Source organism: Sulfurimonas limnophila (genome assembly GCF_059705345.1).
Genome location: NZ_AP046127.1, coordinates 634,331 through 655,221, shown reverse-complemented (window position 1 = coordinate 655,221; position 20,891 = coordinate 634,331). Strand labels below are relative to the sequence as shown.

Below are 20,891 nucleotides of genomic sequence, written 5' to 3'. Positions count from 1 at the left end.
ATGAACACACAACTAATACTTGAGCAGTATATAGAAAACATCATACAAATCATGACACCTTATGGAAGTGGAACTGGATTTATTATTGATGATTTGATTGTTACAAACTCTCATGTTGTAGCTGGACTAAAAGAGGTTGTAATTAGCTCAAAAAAGGTTAAACGCTCTATTGCAGAGGTTGTTTATGATGATGCTTATTTTGATCTGGCCTTTATTAGTTTTGGATTTGATAAACCAGAAAATCCGCTTACTTTATCTACAAAAGAGATTCAAAATGGAGATAGTGTTATCGCCATAGGACATCCGTATGGGCTTAATTATAGCGCAACAGAGGGGATAGTATCTAAAGCATCAAGAATTTATGGAGAACTAGAGTACGTACAAATTGACGCAGCTATAAACCCAGGAAACAGTGGCGGACCGCTTATAAATATAGATGGAGAAGTCATCGGAGTAAACACCTTTATCATTCAAGACTCTAACAACTTAGGCTTTGCACTTCCATATTTTTATGTAGATGAAGCGCTAAAGAGCTACAAAAATTTCAATATAAAAAATATACTAAAATGTCACTCATGCAAAAACCTCATAAACGAAGAAGAGATAAAAGATGACTACTGCCCAAGATGTGGCATAAAACTAGAGGTCGCAAAACTTAGAAGAAAAGGGTATAAACCAACTGGAAGCACAAAACTATTAGAAGAGATTTTAAACTCCCTTGATGTAAATGTTACATTAGCTAGACGCTCACAAGCTTCATGGCGAGTGGACTTTGGCACCGCAAGAGTAGAGATAACGTACTATGAAAATGGTATCATCATAGGAGAGTCAAAACTTTGCGTTATACCGCAAGAAAATATTGAACGCATTTACGACTATCTACTTGATGAAAATAAAAAATTTTCATATCTGCACTTCTGCATAAATCAAAACATCATCTATTTGTCCTACCTTATAATCGACTCATCTCTAACATTAGAAGAGGGTCGTGTAGCATTTGAGAGGCTGTTTAAATATTCTGATATGTATGATGATATACTAATTGATAAATTTGGCGCGATAAAATTAAAAAGAGATGAAGAGGATTGATATATGAGTAAATTTTTAGAGTTAAAAGTGGATTTAGGCAGTTTCATAAAAGATTTAAATGAAAAAATAGAAAAAGATGAAAAAAGAGTAAAAAAGCTCCTAAAGATAAAAGGGAAGACCTTTGCAAATTTTGTAAAACCTCTTGAGATGATGGATGAACATTTAGGAGAATTTTTCACACAGCTCTCCCACCTTAACTCTGTAAAAAACAGTGCTAAAACACAAAAGATATACGCTGCATCACTGCCAATAATCACAGAGCACTCAACAAAACTTTCTCAAAATATAGAGCTATACAACGCCTACAAAGAGATTTTTAAAAATGAACAAAAAAGCCTAAATCAAGAACAAAAGAGAGTCTTAGAGCTAAATATTTTGGGCTTTGAGTTAAGCGGTGCTCATCTCGATGAAAAAACAAAAAAAAGACTACAAGAGATAAATCTCAAAAAGAGCACCCTATCAAATGATTTCTCTCAAAACCTCTTAAATGCAACAAATGAGTACAAATATATTGTTACCGACCTAAAAGATGTAGAGGGAATTCCTCAGAGCGATTTGGCAAATGCAATGTTCAAAGAAGATGGCGTAACAAAATACAAATTTACCCTTCAAATGCCCTCATATATAGCCTACATGACATATGGAACAAATGAGAAGATAAGAGAGGAGTTGTATCGCGCTTACGTCACAAGAGCACCTCAAAATGCGCTGATTATTGATGAACTATTATCACTAAAAAACGAGATGAGCAGACTGCTTGGGTTTGAAAATTACGCTTCATACTCACTTGCTAGCAAAATGGCAAAGGATGAGAGTAGCGTAATTGAATTTTTAGAAAAACTAATTACAAACTCCAAGCCTCAAGCCCAAAATGAGCTAAAAGAGCTTGAAAATATGGCAAAAAAACCTCTTAAAAGCTATGATACAGCTTACTACAGCGAACTTCTAAAAAAAGAGAAGTATGATATAGACGAAGAGGAGTATCGCCCATATTTTGAGCAAAACAGTGTTTTAGAGGGTACGTTTGAGTTTTTAAATAGGCTTTTCAACATAAGTTTTAAAAAAAATAGTGAGGAGCTATGGGATAAAAAAGCCCTCTCTTACGATTTATATGTCAATGATACTTTAAAATCAAGATTATATCTTGACTTAGAAGCTAGAAAAGGCAAACAAGGCGGAGCATGGATGAATAATTTTAGCTCACATCATATAGATGAAAAAGGCAAAGAGCAGTTAGCCTCTGCCGTTATAGTATGTAATTTTCCGCCATCAAAAGGTAAAACTCCATCTCTTTTAAGACATGATGATGTAGTAACGCTATTTCATGAGATGGGTCACGCACTACATCACATGTTAAGTGAAGTAAATGAGAGCGGAGTAAGTGGCGTAAATGGCGTAGAGTGGGATGCCGTTGAATTTCCATCACAATTTTTAGAAAACTTTGCTTATGAGCCTAAAGTATTAAAACTCTTTGCAATGCACTATAAAACCAAAGAGACTATCCCAGCGGAGATGATAGAGAAGTTAGTAAAAAGTAAAAACTTCCAATCAGCGCTTGGTATGTTAAGACAATTGGAATTCTCAATTTTTGATTTTAAGCTCCACACAAACCTCTATAAAGAGAGTGAAATTCAAGAGCTCCTAGACTCTATAAGAGAGCAGACTGCACTTATCAAACCACCATCGTACAATAAGTTTCAAAATGGATTTTCGCATATTTTTGCTGGTGGATATGCAGCTGGATACTATAGCTATAAATGGGCTGAAGTTCTAAGTGCAGACGCTTTTTTCAGTGTAGTTGATGAGGGAATTTTCGACTCTTTAAGTGCTCAAAAATATCTTGATATTGTCCTAAAGGGTGGAGGCGCTAAGAGTATGGAGATTTTATATAAAGAGTTTATGGGCGCAGAAGCAAATCCAGATAATCTATTAAGACTAAATGGCATTATTTGATGAAAATTCTGTTTTTAATATTTCTAATTTACACATCCCTTTTTGGAGAGACTATCTTGAAAATAGCAACATATAATGTAGAGAATCTCTTTGATTTAGAAAAAAATGGTTATGAATATCGTGAGTATATACCAAACTCTGCCTCAGAGTGGAATCAAAAAAACTATAAGATAAAACTAAAAAATATCGCTCAAGTTATAAAAGATATAGATGCGGATATCATAGCTTTAGAAGAGGTAGAATCCCTCCAAGCACTCTTAGATTTGAGATTTGCGCTAAAACAAAGCGGCCTATATTATGGTTATTATAGTATTGCTGATAAGAAAAACACAACAATCAAAGTTGCTATGCTTAGTAAGATTCCTTTTGTATACTCCAAAGAGATAAGCGTTACTCAAACGTATGAATATAGAAATATTTTAGAGACAAAATTCAATATTGATGGCAAAGAATTATACATTTTTACAAATCATTGGAAATCAAAATCTGGTCCAGAGAGTAAAAGAGTACTCTGCGCAAAGAGCTTAATGAAGAGAGTAAAAGAGATTGGATTTGATAAAAATATAATTTTACTTGGAGATTTTAACTCTGACTATGAAGAGTACCTAAAATTTAAAAGAAAAAGAGAACATAACGATACAGATGGCATAACAGGTATAAACCACATTTTAGGCACTATAAATCAAAGAAACACTGCCTCCAATGTAAGTTATATAAAAGAAAGTTTTTATAACATCTGGTACGATACAGATGAAGAAAAAAGATACTCTTATATTTACAAAGGAAAAAAAGAAGTGCTAGATAATATTTTAATATCACAATCACTTTTAAATACTAAAGATGTCTCATATGTTAAAAATAGCATTACTAACTTTAACAAAGAATACCTCTTCAAAAAAAACAGCATATATAGATGGGAAATCTCCAAAGCAAAGGTCAAAAAACATAAAGGAAAAGGCTATTCAGATCATTTGCCTGTAGTTGCTAAATTTAGAGTTGATTAAAATTTATATACTAAAGTGCTGCTTACCTGCGTTAACTCTGTAGATTTATACTAAACATCACTTTCATCTTCGTTGATTAGAGTCAGTATCGCTCTTAAATGGGAATTACTACATGTAAGTAATTTAATAGAGTTAGAATTAACAAAGTGATTTAGCGAAATGGATTAAATAATTAAAGCAGTAAATGATTAAAGTTTATAAAAGAGTTAGACTAGAATTAAAAAGTGAATTTGATTGAAATTAAGAAGTTGAAGTTAGAAATGATCAACTAGGCAGCGACCTACGTTTCCAATCCTGCAAGGATCAGTATTATCAGCGATGAGAGGCTTAGCTTCTGGGTTCGGAATGGGACCAGGCGTTTCCCTCTCTCTATAGCCACCTAGACAATCACATTTAAATACACTGTTTTGTGTACTTAAAAGTAATTGTTCTTGAGTTAGAGTGAGTTTTATGCAATTAATGCATAAAGTATCATTGTTAAAGTCAACACAACTAAATAACTACATCAGGTACCTATACACTAAGTAAGGTAGTGAACGAATTGTGTTCTATTTAAAGAACTTTAAAAAAAGACAAACGTACTATTAGTACTGGTCAGCTAAACAGATTACTCTGCGTACACATCCAGCCTATCAAGCTTGTAGTCTTCAAGCGTACTTCAGGGAACGTTCATCTTGGAGTTGGCTTCCCGCTTAGATGCTTTCAGCGGTTATCTCATCCATGCGTAGCTACCCAGCGATGCTCTTGGCAGAACAACTGGTGCACCAGTGGCATGTCCAACCCGGTCCTCTCGTACTAGGGTCAGCTCTCCTCAACGTTCCTACGCCCACGGAAGATAGGGACCGAACTGTCTCACGACGTTCTGAACCCAGCTCGCGTACCGCTTTAAATGGCGAACAGCCATACCCTTGGGACCTGCTTCAGCCCCAGGATGCGATGAGCCGACATCGAGGTGCCAAACCTCCCCGTCGATGTGAGCTCTTGGGGGAGATCAGCCTGTTATCCCCGGCGTACCTTTTATCCTTTGAGCGATGGCCCTTCCACACAGAACCACCGGATCACTATGACCGTCTTTCGACTCTGTTTGAGTTGTATCTCTTACAGTCAGTCCGGCTTGTGCCATTATACTCTACGAGGGATTTCCAACCCCTCTGAGCCGAACTTTGTAAGCCTCCGTTACTTTTTAGGAGGCGACCGCCCCAGTCAAACTACCCACCAGACATTGTCCTCGCACGAGATAATCGTACGGAGTTAGCTATCAGAATATTCAGGGGTGGTATCTCAAGGATGCCTCCGATACAACTAGCGTCATATCATCAATGGCTCCCACCTATCCTGCACATGAATATCCCAATAGCAATGTCAAGCTATAGTAAAGGTGCACGGGGTCTTTCCGTCTTTCCGCGGGTAGGAGGAATTTTCACCTCCACTACAATTTCACTGGATCCCTGGTTGAGACAGCTCCCATCTCGTTACGCCATTCATGCAGGTCGGTATTTAACCGACAAGGAATTTCGCTACCTTAGGACCGTTATAGTTACGGCCGCCGTTTACTTGTGCTTCATTTCAATGCTTCGCAGAGCTAACAAATCCATTTAACATTCAAGCACCGGGCAGGCGTCACACCCTATACATCCTCTTACGAGTTAGCAGAGTGCTGTGTTTTTGGTAAACAGTCGGGAGGGACACTTTGCTGCGACCCGTCAATGCTTTATGGAGCAAGTCCATTAACAAATAGGGCACACCTTATACCGAAGATACGGTGCTAGTTTGCAGAGTTCCTTAACCAGGGTTCATCCACGCGCCTTAGAATACTCATCTCACCCACCTGTGTCGGTTTACGGTACGGGCAACTGTTGTTCTCGTTTAGAGGCTTTTCTCGGCACGACAGTATCATTGATTCAAAGCGCTCTCCGAAGAGATTGCTCTGCCTGTAAGATCTCGGTCTAATGTAAGGCGGATTTGCCTACCTTACAACCTACGTCCTTCGACCCACTATTCCATCAGTGAGCTCAATTAACTCTATGCGTCCCCCCATCACTCAAGCGAACAACAGTCGGTATCGGAATATTAACCGATTTGCCATCGTCTACCCCTCTCGGACTCGACTTAGGTCCCGACTAACCCTACGATGACGAGCATCGCGTAGGAAACCTTGGGTTTACGGCGAAGGGAATTCTCATCCCTTTTATCGCTACTCATGCCTGCATGCTCACTTCCAGCCGCTCCACCACTCCTTGCCGGTATGGCTTCTACGCTGACTGGAACGCTCTCCTACCACGTGAATAAATTCACATCTAGAGCTTCGGTGCTTGTCTTAGCCCCGTTATATTTTCGGCGCAGAATCGCTAGACCAGTGAGCTGTTACGCTTTCTTTAAAAGATGGCTGCTTCTAAGCCAACCTCCTGGTTGTCACAGCAACTCCACATCCTTTTCCACTTAGACAAGACTTTGGGACCTTAGCTGCTAGTCTGGGTTGTTCCCCTCTTGACGACGGATTTTATCACCCACCGCCTGACTCCCGAGGTTACACATGAAGTATTCGGAGTTTGATAGGGTTTGGTACCGCGGTAAGCAGCCCTAGCCCTGTCAGTGCTCTACCCCTTCATGCTACTGCTCGAGGCTATACCTAAATATATTTCGGAGAGAACCAGCTATCACTGAGTTTGATTGGCCTTTCACCCCTATCCACAAGTCATCCCGAGACTTTTCAACGTCAATGGGTTCGGTCCTCCACTGGCTCTTACACCAGCTTCAACCTGCTCATGGATAGATCACTCAGTTTCGGGTCTGCAGCATCTGACTAATTCGCCCTATTAAGACTCGCTTTCGCTACGGCTTCGCGTTCGCTTAACCTTGCCAGATACCACAACTCGCAGGCTCATTATGCAAAAGGCAGTCCGTCACACTTATAAATAATAGTGCTCCGAATGATTGTAAGCCATAGGTTTCAGGTTCTATTTCACTCTGCTCACCGCAGTTCTTTTCACCTTTCCCTCACGGTACTTGTTCGCTATCGGTCTAGTAGTAGTATTTAGGGTTGGAGGGTGGTCCCCCCATATTCAGTCAAGATAACACGTGTCCCGACCTACTCGTTCCTTAGTCTAGTACCATATAAATGTTTTCGCCTACAGGAGTATCACCCTCTATGCTCACTCTTTCCAAAGTGTTCGGCTAACAAATATATTATCACTAAGTGCCCTAATCCCGTTTCGCTCGCCGCTACTATGGGAATCTCGTTTGATTTCTTTTCCTTCAGGTACTGAGATGTTTCACTTCCCTGAGTTCGCTCCCCGTAGGGTAACATGATTCGCACCATGCTGGGTTGCCCCATTCAGAAATCCCCGGATCAAAGCTTCTTGGCAGCTCCCCGAGGCTTATCGCAGCCTAGTACGTCTTTCATCGCCTCTACTAGCCAAGGCATCCACCTATGGCCCTTAATATCTTTTTTTCTAATTTGCGTTCACTACCTTACTTAATGTAGGGCAGTATCCTGTTTAATTGTAGTTATTTAGTTGATATATTTATAATTGATTGCAGAAATGTAAAGATTGCTCTTTTTAATCTCTAGTTATCTTCTTATAACTATATGTTGACTTTAACAATAATAATTTAATGAACTTTTTGGTGTAAAACCAAATCTAAATACTCTATTGAGTACTTGGATTTAGTTTTATGATTAGTTGTGCCACTTATAACTCAAAAATGGTGGGTCTAAGAGGATTTGAACCTCTGACCTCACCCTTATCAGGGGTGCACTCTAACCAACTGAGCTATAGACCCATTTTCAATTTCAAATGAACAATGATCACTGAAAACTAAGCAAGTAAAAGACTAAAATAACTGTTTCTCTTGTGAGATTTTCTTGTATGTCAATTCAAATGAATGATTGACTCTACTCTAGAAAGGAGGTGATCCAACCGCAGGTTCTCCTACGGTTACCTTGTTACGACTTCACCCCAGTCGCTAATTCCACCGTAAGTGGTAGCCCCCCGAAGGTTAGCTTCCCAATTTCGGGTGAAATCAACTCCCATGGTGTGACGGGCGGTGAGTACAAGACCCGGGAACGTATTCACCGTAGCAATGCTGATCTACGATTACTAGTGATTCCAGCTTCATGCTCTCGAGTTGCAGAGAACAATCCGAACTGAGAGACGCTTTAAGTGATTGGCTCCACCTCGCGGTATTGCAACACTCTGTACGCCCCATTGTAGCACGTGTGTAGCCCTGGCCGTAAGGGCCATGATGACTTGACGTCGTCCTCACCTTCCTCCTTCTTGCGAAGGCAGTCTCCCTAGAGTGCCCAGCTTAACCTGCTGGCAACTAAGGACGAGGGTTGCGCTCGTTGCGGGACTTAACCCAACATCTCACGACACGAGCTGACGACAGCCGTGCAGCACCTGTTTTCAAGCTCCCCGAAGGGCACTCCTGCATCTCTGCTGGATTCTATCAATGTCAAGGCCAGGTAAGGTTTTTCGCGTATCTTCGAATTAAACCACATGCTCCACCACTTGTGCGGGTCCCCGTCTATTCCTTTGAGTTTTAATCTTGCGACCGTACTCCCCAGGCGGAACACTTAATCTGTTAAGTGCATCACCGCCCTGACAAGCAGGGCGACGACTAGTGTTCATCGTTTAGGGCGTGGACTACCAGGGTATCTAATCCTGTTTGCTCCCCACGCTTTCACGCCTTAGCGTCAGTAATGTTCCAGGAGATCGCCTTCGCTTTAGGTATTCCTAGTGATATCTACGGATTTTACCCCTACACCACTAATTCCATCTCCCCCTCCCATACTCTAGGTTGCCAGTTTCAAGTGCAGTTCTACAGTTAAGCTGTAGGATTTCACACCTGACTTGACAACCCGCCTACGCGTCCTTTACGCCCAGTGATTCCGAGTAACGCTTGCACCCTCCGTATTACCGCGGCTGCTGGCACGGAGTTAGCCGGTGCTTATTCATATGCTACCGTCATTTTCTTGACATATAAAAGGAGTTTACACACCGAAATGCGTCATCCTCCACGCGGCGTTGCTGCATCAGAGTTTCCTCCATTGTGCAATATTCCTCACTGCTGCCTCCCGTAGGAGTCTGGTCCGTGTCTCAGTACCAGTGTGGCGGATCATCCTCTCAAACCCGCTACCCGTCATTGCCTTGGTGAGCCATTACCTCACCAACTAACTGATAGGATATAGTCTGATCCCAAAGCGAAAAGACATTTCCCTCTCTAACTTATGTTAAAGAGGTGTATCTAGTATTAATCACCGTTTCCAGTGGCTATCCCAGTCTTTGGGGTACATTAACTATATATTACTCACCCGTGCGCCACTCGTCAGCAAACTAGCAAGCTAGTTCCTGTTACCGTTCGACTTGCATGTGTTAAGCACGCCGCCAGCGTTCACTCTGAGCCAGGATCAAACTCTCCATAATTGGTTTGTTTAATCTTTGCCCAAGAATTAAAATTCATTGGCTTTGTTGCCACTTATATAAATATATGTGGACTTTGTAAAGTATCTATTACTATAGATACCCAGTTGGGTATAAATAGAATAGACGGTTGTTGTTATTTAGTTTTTATAAGTAAACTTACTCGACTTAAATAATAACTAGTTTTAGTTATTAAAGTCTATTTACTTGCTTAGTTTTCAATGATCTCAAACTACCGTTATAAGCCTCTACTTGAAGCCTAGATACCTAAAGTTTAGGTCTCTGTGTTTGTGGATGGGAATTATAGGTAAGGATTGCTTAGAGGGGGCTTAAAACAGTGGTCATATTTTTAATATTTTCTACTTTATAGATTATTTTTTATATTTATACTCAATTATCCTCTATCCAGCCACCACCGAGAAGCTTATTTCCATCATAAAAAACAGCAGCTTGTCCTGCTGCAACACCAAAAACACTCTCTTGCAGTGTTACATAAGCTTTGTCACCTACAATATCTACATGACAAGGTACTGATTTTGTTCTATATCTTAATTTTACAGTTGTATTAAAGCTTTTATCGTCGGTATAGAGATTTAAGTTACTTAAAATAACACTATTACAAGCTAAATCCTCTTTTTTACCTACTATTATCTGATTTTTATCTGGATCTATACTTACTACATAATGTGGATCATGCGCTCCATTAACACTAAAGCCTCTTCTTTTACCTATCGTGTAGTGCATATAACCTTTATGTTCTCCTACTACTTTGCCGTTTTGATCAAGTACTTCTCCTACTTTGTCCACTTCAACATAATCTTGAAGCAGATCAGTATATGTAGTTTCGACAAAACATATCTCACTTGATTCTTTTTGTAATGCAAATGTTTCTAATCCACTAATTGAACCAGCAAGCTCTTTAATCTCACTTTTTTTTCTATCGCCTAAAGGAAATAGAAGTCTTGGTAATATCTCTTTGTTTACATAAAATAAAAAATAACTCTGATCTTTTGTATCATCATCAGCTTCATAAAAATATTTTCCATCAGTTTTAATATAGTGTCCTGTTGCTATAAAATCTGCACCTATCTTATCTGCAAACTTTACCATCTCCCCAAATTTCAGGCTTCTATTGCAGAGCGCACATGGATTTGGCGTTTTACCCTTTGCATAAGTATCAATAAAAGGCTTAAAAACTTTCTCATCAAATATCTCTTGCAAATCTATTACATACAACTTTATCCCTACAAAATCAGCAGCTTTTCTTGCTCTTGCTTCATGTATTTCATGATATCCAGGGCTAGAGTGAAGTTTCATATATAAACCTTCTACTTCATATCCATCCTCTTTTAATAACATGGCAGAAACTGTAGAATCGATTCCTCCGCTCATTCCAACTAATACTTTTTTAGACATTTGTATACTCTTTTATAGTTGCATCTTTGTCTTTAAAAAAATCGACAAGGGAGTTACAATACTTTGTATCTGATAATCCAGAAATATTTAAAATTTCTATTTGATTTAAAAGAGAATTTTCTATATCTATTACAATTTGCTCTAAATCATCACTCAAAGTTATAATATGCAAATCTTCAAGTGTTATCATTCCATTTTTATATAACTTATTTTCTAAAAACTTCATAAGAGGCTTATAAAAAGAGGTTCCAACAAGAAATATTTTTACGCCAGTTATTTTTTTTGTTTGTACAAGCGTTAAGGCCTCAAAAAATTCATCTAGCGTTCCATATCCTCCTGGAAATATAACGTAGGCTATTGAGTATTTTACAAGCATAACTTTTCTCGAAAAAAAGTACTCAAAACTTAGTTCTGTAGTAGTGTAACTATTTGGGATTTGTTCAAAAGGAAGATCAATATTTAGACCAATAGATTCTACATTTTTATGTTCAAATGCACCTCTATTAGCAGCTTCCATCACGCCAGGTCCGCCACCTGTCATTATATTAAATCCTCTTTTGGCAAGTATTGAAGATAGTTTTTGAGCTGATTTATAATATTTACTACTACTTTTTGCCTTAGCGCTTCCAAACATTGTAACAGTCGGTCCAAGATCCCCAAGACCATCAAAACCTTTTACAAAATCGCTAAGTATTCTAAAAACACTCCAAACATCTGCTGATTTAATATCTTTGACATATTTTTTTGCTAAATCATTATTATGTTTTTTCACTAATATAGCCCTTGTTATGATTTAAGCTGATTTAATCTCTCTCGCTTTGTACCAATTGTGGTAATTTGAACGCCAAAGTTTCCATCAACTATCACAACTTCACCCTCTGCAATTACATTATCATCTACTAATATGTCAAGTGGATCGTTTGCTAATTGATTAAGCTCTATAACAGAGCCAATGTCCATATTTAAAACATCTTTAAGCAACATTTTTTTCTTTCCAATTCTAACTTTTACTGGAAGCTTTACATCCATTATGAGTGCAATATTATTCATCTCATCGTTACTTAAAGATGCGGCAGAACTACTTTTATTTTGTTCATTTTTTTTATCTTCTGCTGGAGCTTTATCTGTTTTAAACAGTGCGTTATGAAGGTTTTCATCCATAATAAACATTAAAAGAGAATCTGTATCTCCTATATTAAAGTGATAAACAAACATTTTATAGTAGTTTTCGAGTGAAATATCTTTATTTTCACCAACGTATTCGATATTATCTATACTAAAAGATAGCTTTGGCAACTCTTTTTGTGCTCCAAGGCTATTGCTTATTGCTCCAAAAATATTTGATGAAATCTCTTTAGCAGCATCTAAATCATCTTCACTGACATCTTCTCTTTTGCTCTCTTCTTCACCCATCATCATATCTGACAAAGCAGTAACTAAATTTGGAGTAAATGCAAGCATTGCTGAACCATGAATATCTCCACTAATAGAAATATTGCCTAGTACAATAGGAGGCACAATACTAGAGATAATGCTTAACTCTTGCTCCTCTTTTAGTTCCATAGAAGGAGCCTGACCTATAAGAGCTTCAACTGTACCTATTGTTTCACTCTCAAATAATTTCATAAAATTACTCATAATCTACTCCTCATCATCGTTATATCTATTTTCTTCATCAAGCATAATATCTTTAACACCAGATATTTTTTGTCGTCTAATTGATTCAAAGTTTTCTAATGCTCTCTTAACTGCATCTCTTTCTGTGTCTATTATCTCTGTAATTTGTATAGACTTTCTGAATCGTCTTAAACCAATTTTGCCACGAAATCTATCTTTGCCATCGACACATACAGTCACGATATCATTAGCTGGACTCGTCAACCTTACAATATCCCCAGCCTGAAGATCCAAAACATCTCTTAAAGTAAGTTCAGCATCACCAAGCATTGCTTCAATACCAACTTTTGCGCCACCAAGCAATACATGCAATTCAGTATTACGGCTCTTTTTTGTGCTAGTTTCATTAAGCATCAAATCTCTACTTGCAAGCTTTGGCAAAACTGGCTCTAACGCGATAACAGGGTAGCAGATATTCATCATACCTGAGCTCTGCCCGATAATTATCTCCATAACAACCATAACAACAATCTCATTTTGAGCAACAATTTGTACAACATTAGGACTTGACTCTTTTGACTCAATATTTGGAAAAATATCCATAACTGGTCCCCAAGCCTCTTTGAGAGTAGCCATCATAACTCTTAAAATTGTTTCAAAAAGACTTAACTCAATATCCGAAAACTCACGACTTGCATCAAAGGGTTCCCCTTTTCCGCCAAGCAATCTATCAAGCATCGGAAAAGCAATAGATGGGTTTATCTCGATAACACCGCTTCCCTCCAATGGTTTCATTGAAAAAACATTAAAACTTGTAGGATTTGGAAGCGACATCAAGAACTCGCCATATGTCATCTGATCTACCGAATGAAGTTGTATCTCAACAATTGATCGCATGATTGAAGATATTTGTGAAGCAAGAGATCTAGCCATCTTATCATGAATGCCTCTAAATGCTCGGAGCTGCTCTTTTGAAACCCTATTTGGGCGTTTAAAATCGTAAAGAGTTACTTGTCTGTTTGATGAAGGAACGTCATTTCCTCCATCATCAAATAAGTCAGATTCATCATCATCTACAACGTCTAATAACGCGTCTATCTCTTCTTGTGAAAGTATGTCTGCCATCTTAAGCTCCTACACTCTCTTTAATTTTATGGATTACTGATTTATGAATTTGAGAAATTCTTGATTCTGTTATACTTAAAACCTCGCTAATCTCTTTTAATGAAAGCTCTTCAAAATAGTATAGCTGAATAATCATCTGCTCACGCTCGTTATATGAACCAAGAACTGTTTTTATAACATCAACTAACTCTTCTTTTTCTATATTTGCAAGTGATAAACCTTCATCTCCAACATGGAGTTGATCATGAAGCGGCATAACAGTATATATAGACGAAGCAACTCTTGCTTCATGAATTTTTTCAACGTCTTCACCTATGATGGCTGCCAACTCTTCATCACTTGGCTCTTCATCATGTAAGACTCTATACTCTTCGACAGCATAGTCTATTGATTTAATAAGCTTTCTGCTTGAACGGCTAACAATATCTAAGCTTCTAAGATAATCGAGCATTGCTCCATAAACACGCTTCTTTGCGTAACCCCAAAAAGAGTCATTAAGAGTCTCATCGTATCTTCTTGCAAGTTTTATCAACTCTTCTGTGCCAATTGCTGAGAGATCCATATAATCAACAGAACTAGGGAGTCTCTCTTTTAGTCTAAAAGCCATTGCTTTTACAGCAGGTAGATATTGGATAGCTAACTCATCTTCTTTATGTTTTAAATCTTGAGTATATGCGCTTATCATGCACTTATCCCGACATCTGCGGCATTAGCTTTAATAGCTGCATCTGTGATTTTTATAGCAGAATCAATAAGTTTTTCTCTCTTGTTTATCTCAATTACAAATAAATCTAGTTTCTTCTCATGACTCTCTTTTGGAAAATAGTAATTTTTAGCGATTGTTGTTTTGTAGTAAAAAGCAACGATGACGTGTGAAAAAAGATAAAAAAAGCCAGTTATTAAAAATGTATAAACAAGCAACCCCTCAGCGTTAAATGATTTTAATATCCCAAAAACTATTCCAATAAAAAAACCTTGGACAGTAAAAAAATATACAAAATTCTCACCTAACATCAAACAGCCTCAACTTGATTTAAAAATGCTTTACCAAACGCTTAAAAAGCCCAGATAAACCACTCTCACTTGGAGAAACTAGCACATTTCGTTCCAAATTTTTTACTATATTATTTGCAATAGAGACAATATCTTTATGAACACTTGAGCCTTCATGTAAAACAGTAAAAAGTGCTCTTTGCTTGATAGATGAGGAAACTTTTACATCACTGTCTATTTTTCCTATTAGTTTTAAATTTAATTTATCACCAATATTTGCAAGTGCTACTTTTTTTATCTTCTCATATACAGCAGTTGCCTCATTCTGATTTTTAACCTGATTCATAATTAAACCAATATCATTGCGCAAAACTGCTATTGTTTTTATAGTTGCATAGGCATCGGTAATAGCCGCTGGGTCTGGAACAGTCACAACTATTACATCATCAGCAGCATCTAAAAACATCTGTATATGCTCACCAATACCTGCACCTGTATCGATAATCATAATGTCTAATTTATCAAGCACTTCAGCTTCACTCATAAATCTCTCAAAAAGAGCTTTATCTGAATATTTTAGAATCTCATCACCGCTCTCACCTGGGATTAGAATCAGATTTCTAGTTATTGGTATCAAAATATCACTAACTGTTGCTTCACCTTTGAGAACATGAAGAATATTTTTCTTTATTTTTACATTAAACATTACATCCAAGTTTGCAAGACCAATATCAGCGTCAAAGATTCCTACATTTAGTCCGCTTTGAGAGAGAACGTATGCCAGATTTGAACTTATTGTACTTTTTCCAACACCGCCTTTACCGCTTGTTACAGCGATAAAACGAGTTTTTTTAGATTTTTTAGCCGAACTAGATGAGACTAGCTCTTGGAGTTTTTGAGCTTGATTCCCTATCATGCTTTGCTCCTGTTAAAGCCGTTTAATAAGCACTCTATTAAAAAATCACTAGTAGCACAAACCAAATCTTCTGGGACTTCTTGACCAACTGAGAAGTAGCTTATTGGCTTTTTAATCTCGTACGCAAGAGAAAATATATTTCCAAAGCCTCTTGTTTCATCAAGCTTTGTAAACATTAATGTATCTACGTTTAAACTAGAGAAATTTTCATAAGTAGCTTTTAAATCTTCATATTTTATAGAACTCGGCATGACTAAAACAACATCGATATTATATTTTGAATCATTTCCATCCAAACACTCATAAATTTTCTCTATCTTATTTCTATCGTATGGACTTGAACCCATTGTATCAATCAAAATATAATCACAATATTTAAGAGAATCAAGTGCGCTTGCAAAGTCTGATGGATCTACTACGGTCTCAATTGCTAACTTCATCATTCTTGCGTATTGCATAAGTTGTTCAACCGCACCTATACGGTAGGTATCAAGAACTATCAGCCCTACTTTATACTTTTTTTGCATTAAAAATGAGTATCTTGCAGCTAGTTTTGCCACTGATGTTGTTTTACCTACTCCTGTTGGACCAACTAGCATTATCACTTTTTTATTTCCAATAGATGGTAGAGACTCTATTCTCACTGGCACCATTTTTCTAAGTATCGTTTGGAAATATCTCTTGATTGTAGATGAGTTTTCTCTCATTTTAAATGGCATATGCTCTAACGTCATTCTCATAATGGCATCTAGGTGTTCTTTGTTCATACCACTTTGAGAAGCGAGTCTATATATCTCTGCAAATTCTGATGGGATATGACTATCTAAATCAGGAGCTTTTTCTTCCCAAAACATATTTTGGATAATTTTAACTTTATCGCCAAGTTTTGCAATTTCAGATTTTATCTCTTTTAGCTCTTTTGGCTCAAGCATAGGCTGAGTGTTCTGCTCTTGATAAGCATAAAGTGGGTCTTTTACCTCTGCTATTTTAGATATCTGTTTTGCAGCATAAGATATATCATAAAGAACATCTGCACTCTTTTGAGTAAGTGGTCTGCTATCTTTTGTTACAGAACTATTTTTTTGATATGTCTGCTCAGTATCGCCTTCAATGCCCATTACTATCTCATAGAGTGCATCTCGCCCTAGTGATTTTTTCTGTATCTCTTTAGTATCTATGTGAAGCATTTGAGAATAGTTAGGACTCATTTTTGCTTTTTTTAGCGCATCTGAGGGTGTTTTTCCAACAAAAGTTAATATTTTCATCTCTTTAAACCTTTAAGTGGAATTAGTACGCTCTCTCTTTTAGAATACTCTGGATGTGGAATATGGAGTTTTTCTTTTTTAACAACTCTGTCATCGAAAAATATAATATCTAAATCGAGTGTTCTTGGAGCGTTAGCAAAACTTCTTTTACGTCCAAATTTTTTCTCTACTCTCATTAAATAATCTAAAAATAGCATAGGTTGCATACTCGTTTTTAATATAATAATTGAGTTAAAAAAATCATCCTGATTTGTAAAACCAAAAGGAGGATTTTTTAAAATCAACGATCTCTCTAGGAACTCAACTCTTCTGTCTCTAATAAGATATGCTTCAAGATGGGCAAATCTTCTTCTAACATCGCCTAAATTACCACCAATACCGATAGTTGCTCTATATCTATGAGAACCTTTTTGCACTTTTTTACAAAAGCGTAAATTTTTATAGATAGTCAAGCTATCGCTTAATTTACGCTCTAAATACATTAATCTACTCTGCTTGAGGAGCTTGTTGTTTTTGCATCTCTTGAACTGCTTTTATCTCATTCATTATCTGAATCATACCAACCATAGAAAGATGATAACCAAATGGTCCAAAACCTACAATCGATGATGTACAAACTGGTGCAATCATATTTTGTTTTCTAAACTCTTCACGTCTGTGGATATTGCTGATATGCACTTCGATAGTTGGAAGGTTTACAGCTGAGATTGCATCACGTATAGCTATTGATGTGTGTGTATATGCTGCTGCATTAATGATTATACCTTGAGCATCTCCATAACACTCTTGAATCTTATCTACAATCTCACCCTCTAAATTGCTTTGAAAAAACTCTATCTCTAGTCCACTTTGTGCTGCAAAATCTCTCATTTGAGAGTGAATCTGCTCTAATTTCATAGAACCATAAACTTGCTGTTCTCTAACGCCTAACATATTTAAATTTGGTCCTTGAATTACTACTATCTTCATCTCTTGCCTTTTTGTTTAATAATTAAAATTTTTAAGGAGCCATTTTATCTAAATTAAGCATAATCTATTTTAAATTCTAAAAAAAGATAAAAGATGCAAATAATTACTCCTAACTATATATTAACGCCGCAAAGTCTGCTTTGTGAGCAAAGTGTAGCATTTGATAAAACTATACATAAAATCGCGCCACTAGAAGAGCTAAAGAGCCTATTTCCAGACGCTGAAGTTATAATATTACAAAAAAATTCTCTCCTAATGCCTGGTCTTATAAATGCGCATGTACACTTAGAATTTAGTGCAAATAAAACGGAACTCTCGTATGGAGATTTTATCTCTTGGCTTTATAGTGTACTTGAACAAAGGGAGAACTTAATAGAGAGTTGCGCTAAAGAGTGCATGAGTGAAGCAATATCTTCTATGCTAGAGTCTGGAATCACAACTTTTGGGGCAATTAGCTCACATGCAATGGACTTAGATGCCTGTGCAGATGCACCTCAAAATGTTGTTTTTTTTAATGAACTAATCGGTTCTCAAGCAACGATGGCAGATGCACTTTTTGGCGATTTTATGGCAAGACTTGACGCATCAAAGAGTGTAAAAAGAGAAGGATTTTACCCAGCAGTTGCCATTCACTCGCCCTACTCTGTTCATCCTATTTTAATCAAAAAAGCACTTCAGATAGTAAAAGATGAGAAGCTTAAACTAACAGCTCATTTTATGGAGAGCTCTGCCGAGAGAGAGTGGCTTGATAAGAGCGAGGGCGATTTTAAAGAGTTTTTTGAGAAACTACTAAAACAAAATAGTTCTACTTGTAGTTCTAGTGAATTTTTAGAGCATTTTGATGGCTTTAGCACACTTTTAACACACGCTGTTGAAACAAATGATAAAGAACTCCAAAAGATAGCAGATAATAAACATACAGTTATTCACTGCCCTATTTCTAACAGATTACTAGGCAATAAAACTCTCGATATCAAAGCATTAAATGATAAAAATATTCGCTGGATTGTAGCGACTGATGGGCTTAGTTCAAACTACAAACTTGACCTCTTTGAAGAGATGAAAGCTTCCCTTCTAATGCATGCAAATGAGCCTCTTTTAGAGTTTGCAAAAGCTCTTTTAAGAGGTGTGACAATAAATGCAGCACAAGCACTAGGACTCAACAGCGGAGAGATAAGTGAAGGGAAAAATGCAGATATGCTTGTTTTAGATTTAGATAAAGAACCAACTGATGAGTTGGCTATTCATTTAATACTTCATAGATATAATATCTCCCAAATTTATATCAACGGAAAATTTATTTCTAAAAAAGGTGCTTAATGCAATTTATAAAAACTATCTTCTCTCCAATACTCTCAACCATGAAATTTATTCAAGAGCATTTCAAAGCTATGATTTTTGTGCTTATACTTTTTCTAATATTTGCTCCTCAAAGCAAAGAGGATTTAAAACCAAATAATCTTGAGCAGATAAACTTAGTAGGCCCTATTATGGAAGTCTCAGAAGTTCTAAAACAGATAGATGATGCTACTTCAAATCAGTTTGTAAAAGGAATTTTATTAAATGTAGACTCACCTGGTGGAGCAGTCGCACCATCCATCGAGATAGCATACGCGATAAAACGTGCAAGAGAGAGCAAACCTGTTGTTGTTTATGCAAGTGGAACAATTGCAAGTGGAAGTTACTACGCTAGTATTTGGGCAGATGAAATAATCGCAAATCCTGGTTCTATGGTTGGAAGCATTGGAGTTATAATGCAAGGCGCTGATGTTAGTGAACTTATGAGCAAAATAGGCATAAAATCGCAAAGTGTACAAGCAGGAAAATACAAAAAAGTAGGTGCAAGTGATAGAGAGTGGACAGAGTATGAAAAAAATGAGTTAAACAAAGTTATTCAAGGAACTTATGAGCTTTTTACCAAAGACGTTGCAGAGGCTAGAGGTCTTGATATAAATAAAAGAGATTTTTATGCAAATGCACATATATTTACTGCTAGCCAAGCCAAAGATGTTGGGCTTGTAGATACTTTAGGTGTCTCATTTGATGCAAAAAAAAGATTGATAGAGCTAAGCGGAGTAACATCACCACAGTGGAATGAAGAGGATAAATTTGATAAATTTATGAAAAAGATTTCCGCTCAAACAGCCATCTCTTTGCACACATACTTTCCAGCTCTAACACTAAGATAAAACTACTTTTCTGCTCTCTCAAGTGAGAGTAGAAACTCTTTTCTCCACACTCCGCCACCACTATATCCACCAATTGAACCATCTGATGATATAACACGATGGCAAGGTATTAAAATGGAGATAGGATTTTTGCCATTTGCATTTGCAACGGCCCTTGAGGCTTTAGGGTTTCCAGAAAGTTTTGCTTCTTTAGCATAAGAGATAGTTGAGCCATATGGGATTTTTAAGAGCGTATTCCAAACACCTTTTTGAAACTCTGTACCAGTAAGATAGAGCGGTATGGTAAAGGTTTGTAGTTTTTTAGAAAAATAGTCTCTTAACTCTTTCTCTAACTTGAGCAAGATAAAATGATCAGAATTTTCTATCTCAAGAATATCATCAATAAAGTCAAGATATATTAAAGCTCTTCCATTGGTAACTGCTAACATTTCGCCAATTGGAGTAGAGATAATGCGACTATTTTTTATCAAAAAATCAATCTTTTTTTTCAGGTTTCTTTCTAAACATATGATATTTTTCTCTCTCTAGAAGATCTTCTACGTAAGACTCTTCTGCTTTTTTTACTTTTTTCCAAACGCCAGAAGGAAGCCTTACTTGAAGCTTTTTCTTATCTTTTAGCTTTATTATTTTTTTTATGGATAGTACTTTTGAGATAGGAGAGAAATCAACGTCTGTTAAGTCTATATCATTTTTATAATAAAGCGTTTGCTTATTAAAGTTTCCCCAGCCAGGAATTCCATCTTCAGTATATGGAACTTCATAGCCATTTTTAAAATCTACCATCATCTTATAGTGGCTGTTCTCAAATATTTGAGCTATCTCTCCAGCACCAAACACTAGACCAAAAACTTTATCACCAACTTTTACATTGTCAAAATATGCCATCTATACTCCTTTTTTTGCAAAGAAGTATATAGTAAATTGATTACTAG

17 protein-coding genes, 1 tRNA gene and 3 rRNA genes are annotated in these 20,891 nt (G+C 37.0%); 5 read left to right on the top strand and 16 right to left on the bottom strand.

Features of this window, described 5'->3' with window-relative positions; translation table 11 throughout:
* The 3 genes from AC6H33_RS03505 to AC6H33_RS03495 are packed head-to-tail and all read left to right on the top strand — an operon-like array spanning window position 1 to window position 4,046.
* Window positions 1-1,089 (top strand): trypsin-like peptidase domain-containing protein, encoded by a 1,089-nt coding sequence (locus tag AC6H33_RS03505; RefSeq protein WP_497605579.1) that lies wholly within the window; start codon window positions 1-3, stop codon window positions 1,087-1,089.
* A gap of 3 nt (window positions 1,090-1,092) precedes the next feature.
* Window positions 1,093-3,042, top strand: coding sequence for a M3 family metallopeptidase (locus AC6H33_RS03500; RefSeq protein WP_497605578.1), 1,950 nt, complete (start codon window positions 1,093-1,095; stop codon window positions 3,040-3,042).
* A gap of 56 nt (window positions 3,043-3,098) precedes the next feature.
* Window positions 3,099-4,046 (top strand): endonuclease/exonuclease/phosphatase family protein, encoded by a 948-nt coding sequence (locus tag AC6H33_RS03495; RefSeq protein WP_497605577.1) that lies wholly within the window; start codon window positions 3,099-3,101, stop codon window positions 4,044-4,046.
* Between the two features lie 267 nt (window positions 4,047-4,313).
* On the opposite strand, the gene rrf is transcribed toward AC6H33_RS03495, so the two are convergent.
* From rrf to aroQ, 14 genes are all read right to left on the bottom strand, one after another.
* A 5S ribosomal RNA gene (rrf, locus tag AC6H33_RS03490) occupies window positions 4,314-4,429 on the bottom strand.
* Window positions 4,430-4,609: 180 nt separating this feature from the next.
* Window positions 4,610-7,497 (bottom strand): 23S ribosomal RNA (locus AC6H33_RS03485).
* A gap of 255 nt (window positions 7,498-7,752) precedes the next feature.
* Window positions 7,753-7,829, bottom strand: a tRNA-Ile gene (locus tag AC6H33_RS03480).
* A gap of 121 nt (window positions 7,830-7,950) precedes the next feature.
* A 16S ribosomal RNA gene (locus AC6H33_RS03475) occupies window positions 7,951-9,472 on the bottom strand.
* Together the 16S, 23S and 5S rRNA genes with 1 tRNA gene alongside form the textbook arrangement of a ribosomal RNA operon.
* Before the next feature lie 387 nt (window positions 9,473-9,859).
* Window positions 9,860-10,885 carry a tRNA 2-thiouridine(34) synthase MnmA gene (mnmA, locus tag AC6H33_RS03470; RefSeq protein WP_497605576.1) on the bottom strand — a complete coding sequence of 342 codons (1,026 nt, stop codon included), beginning with the start codon at window positions 10,883-10,885 and terminating at the stop codon, window positions 9,860-9,862.
* The gene (locus AC6H33_RS03465; RefSeq protein ID WP_497605575.1) at window positions 10,878-11,657 is read right to left on the bottom strand and encodes an LOG family protein; all 780 of its coding nucleotides are present in this window, start codon (window positions 11,655-11,657) and stop codon (window positions 10,878-10,880) included. Before AC6H33_RS03465 ends, mnmA begins: the two co-directional genes overlap by 8 nt.
* Before the next feature lie 14 nt (window positions 11,658-11,671).
* Complete coding sequence (fliY, locus tag AC6H33_RS03460; RefSeq protein ID WP_497605574.1) at window positions 11,672-12,523, bottom strand: flagellar motor switch protein FliY; 852 nt, start codon at window positions 12,521-12,523, stop codon at window positions 11,672-11,674.
* 3 nt (window positions 12,524-12,526) lie between these two features.
* Complete coding sequence (gene fliM, locus AC6H33_RS03455; RefSeq protein WP_497605573.1) at window positions 12,527-13,627, bottom strand: flagellar motor switch protein FliM; 1,101 nt, start codon at window positions 13,625-13,627, stop codon at window positions 12,527-12,529.
* Window position 13,628: 1 nt separating this feature from the next.
* A complete protein-coding gene (locus AC6H33_RS03450) occupies window positions 13,629-14,312 on the bottom strand; it encodes an RNA polymerase sigma factor FliA (protein WP_497605572.1) in 684 nt (227 codons plus the stop codon).
* Window positions 14,309-14,641, bottom strand: a complete 333-nt coding sequence (locus AC6H33_RS03445; RefSeq protein WP_497605571.1) for a hypothetical protein — start codon at window positions 14,639-14,641, stop codon at window positions 14,309-14,311. The genes AC6H33_RS03450 and AC6H33_RS03445 overlap by 4 nt, the downstream gene beginning before the upstream one ends.
* A gap of 19 nt (window positions 14,642-14,660) precedes the next feature.
* Window positions 14,661-15,536, bottom strand: a complete 876-nt coding sequence (locus AC6H33_RS03440; protein WP_497605570.1) for a P-loop NTPase — start codon at window positions 15,534-15,536, stop codon at window positions 14,661-14,663.
* Complete coding sequence (gene flhF, locus AC6H33_RS03435) at window positions 15,533-16,801, bottom strand: flagellar biosynthesis GTPase FlhF (RefSeq protein ID WP_497605569.1); 1,269 nt, start codon at window positions 16,799-16,801, stop codon at window positions 15,533-15,535. Before flhF ends, AC6H33_RS03440 begins: the two co-directional genes overlap by 4 nt.
* Window positions 16,798-17,283 (bottom strand): 2-amino-4-hydroxy-6-hydroxymethyldihydropteridine diphosphokinase, encoded by a 486-nt coding sequence (folK, locus tag AC6H33_RS03430; protein ID WP_497605568.1) that lies wholly within the window; start codon window positions 17,281-17,283, stop codon window positions 16,798-16,800. Before folK ends, flhF begins: the two co-directional genes overlap by 4 nt.
* Before the next feature lie 4 nt (window positions 17,284-17,287).
* Window positions 17,288-17,770 carry a type II 3-dehydroquinate dehydratase gene (gene aroQ / locus AC6H33_RS03425; protein WP_497605567.1) on the bottom strand — a complete coding sequence of 161 codons (483 nt, stop codon included), beginning with the start codon at window positions 17,768-17,770 and terminating at the stop codon, window positions 17,288-17,290.
* Window positions 17,771-17,863: 93 nt separating this feature from the next.
* On the opposite strand from aroQ, the gene mqnF reads away from it, so the two are divergent.
* A complete protein-coding gene (gene mqnF / locus AC6H33_RS03420; RefSeq protein WP_497605566.1) occupies window positions 17,864-19,090 on the top strand; it encodes an aminofutalosine deaminase family hydrolase in 1,227 nt (408 codons plus the stop codon).
* The gene (gene sppA, locus AC6H33_RS03415) at window positions 19,090-19,959 is read left to right on the top strand and encodes a signal peptide peptidase SppA (RefSeq protein WP_497605565.1); all 870 of its coding nucleotides are present in this window, start codon (window positions 19,090-19,092) and stop codon (window positions 19,957-19,959) included. The genes mqnF and sppA overlap by 1 nt, the downstream gene beginning before the upstream one ends.
* A 2-nt stretch (window positions 19,960-19,961) precedes the next feature.
* Here sppA and AC6H33_RS03410 read toward each other — a convergent pair whose 3' ends face one another.
* Both AC6H33_RS03410 and AC6H33_RS03405 read right to left on the bottom strand, forming a co-directional pair.
* Window positions 19,962-20,429 (bottom strand): methylated-DNA--[protein]-cysteine S-methyltransferase, encoded by a 468-nt coding sequence (locus AC6H33_RS03410; protein ID WP_497605564.1) that lies wholly within the window; start codon window positions 20,427-20,429, stop codon window positions 19,962-19,964.
* Between the two features lie 4 nt (window positions 20,430-20,433).
* Window positions 20,434-20,844 (bottom strand): hypothetical protein, encoded by a 411-nt coding sequence (locus AC6H33_RS03405; protein WP_497605563.1) that lies wholly within the window; start codon window positions 20,842-20,844, stop codon window positions 20,434-20,436.
* Window positions 20,845-20,891 lie beyond the last annotated feature (47 nt).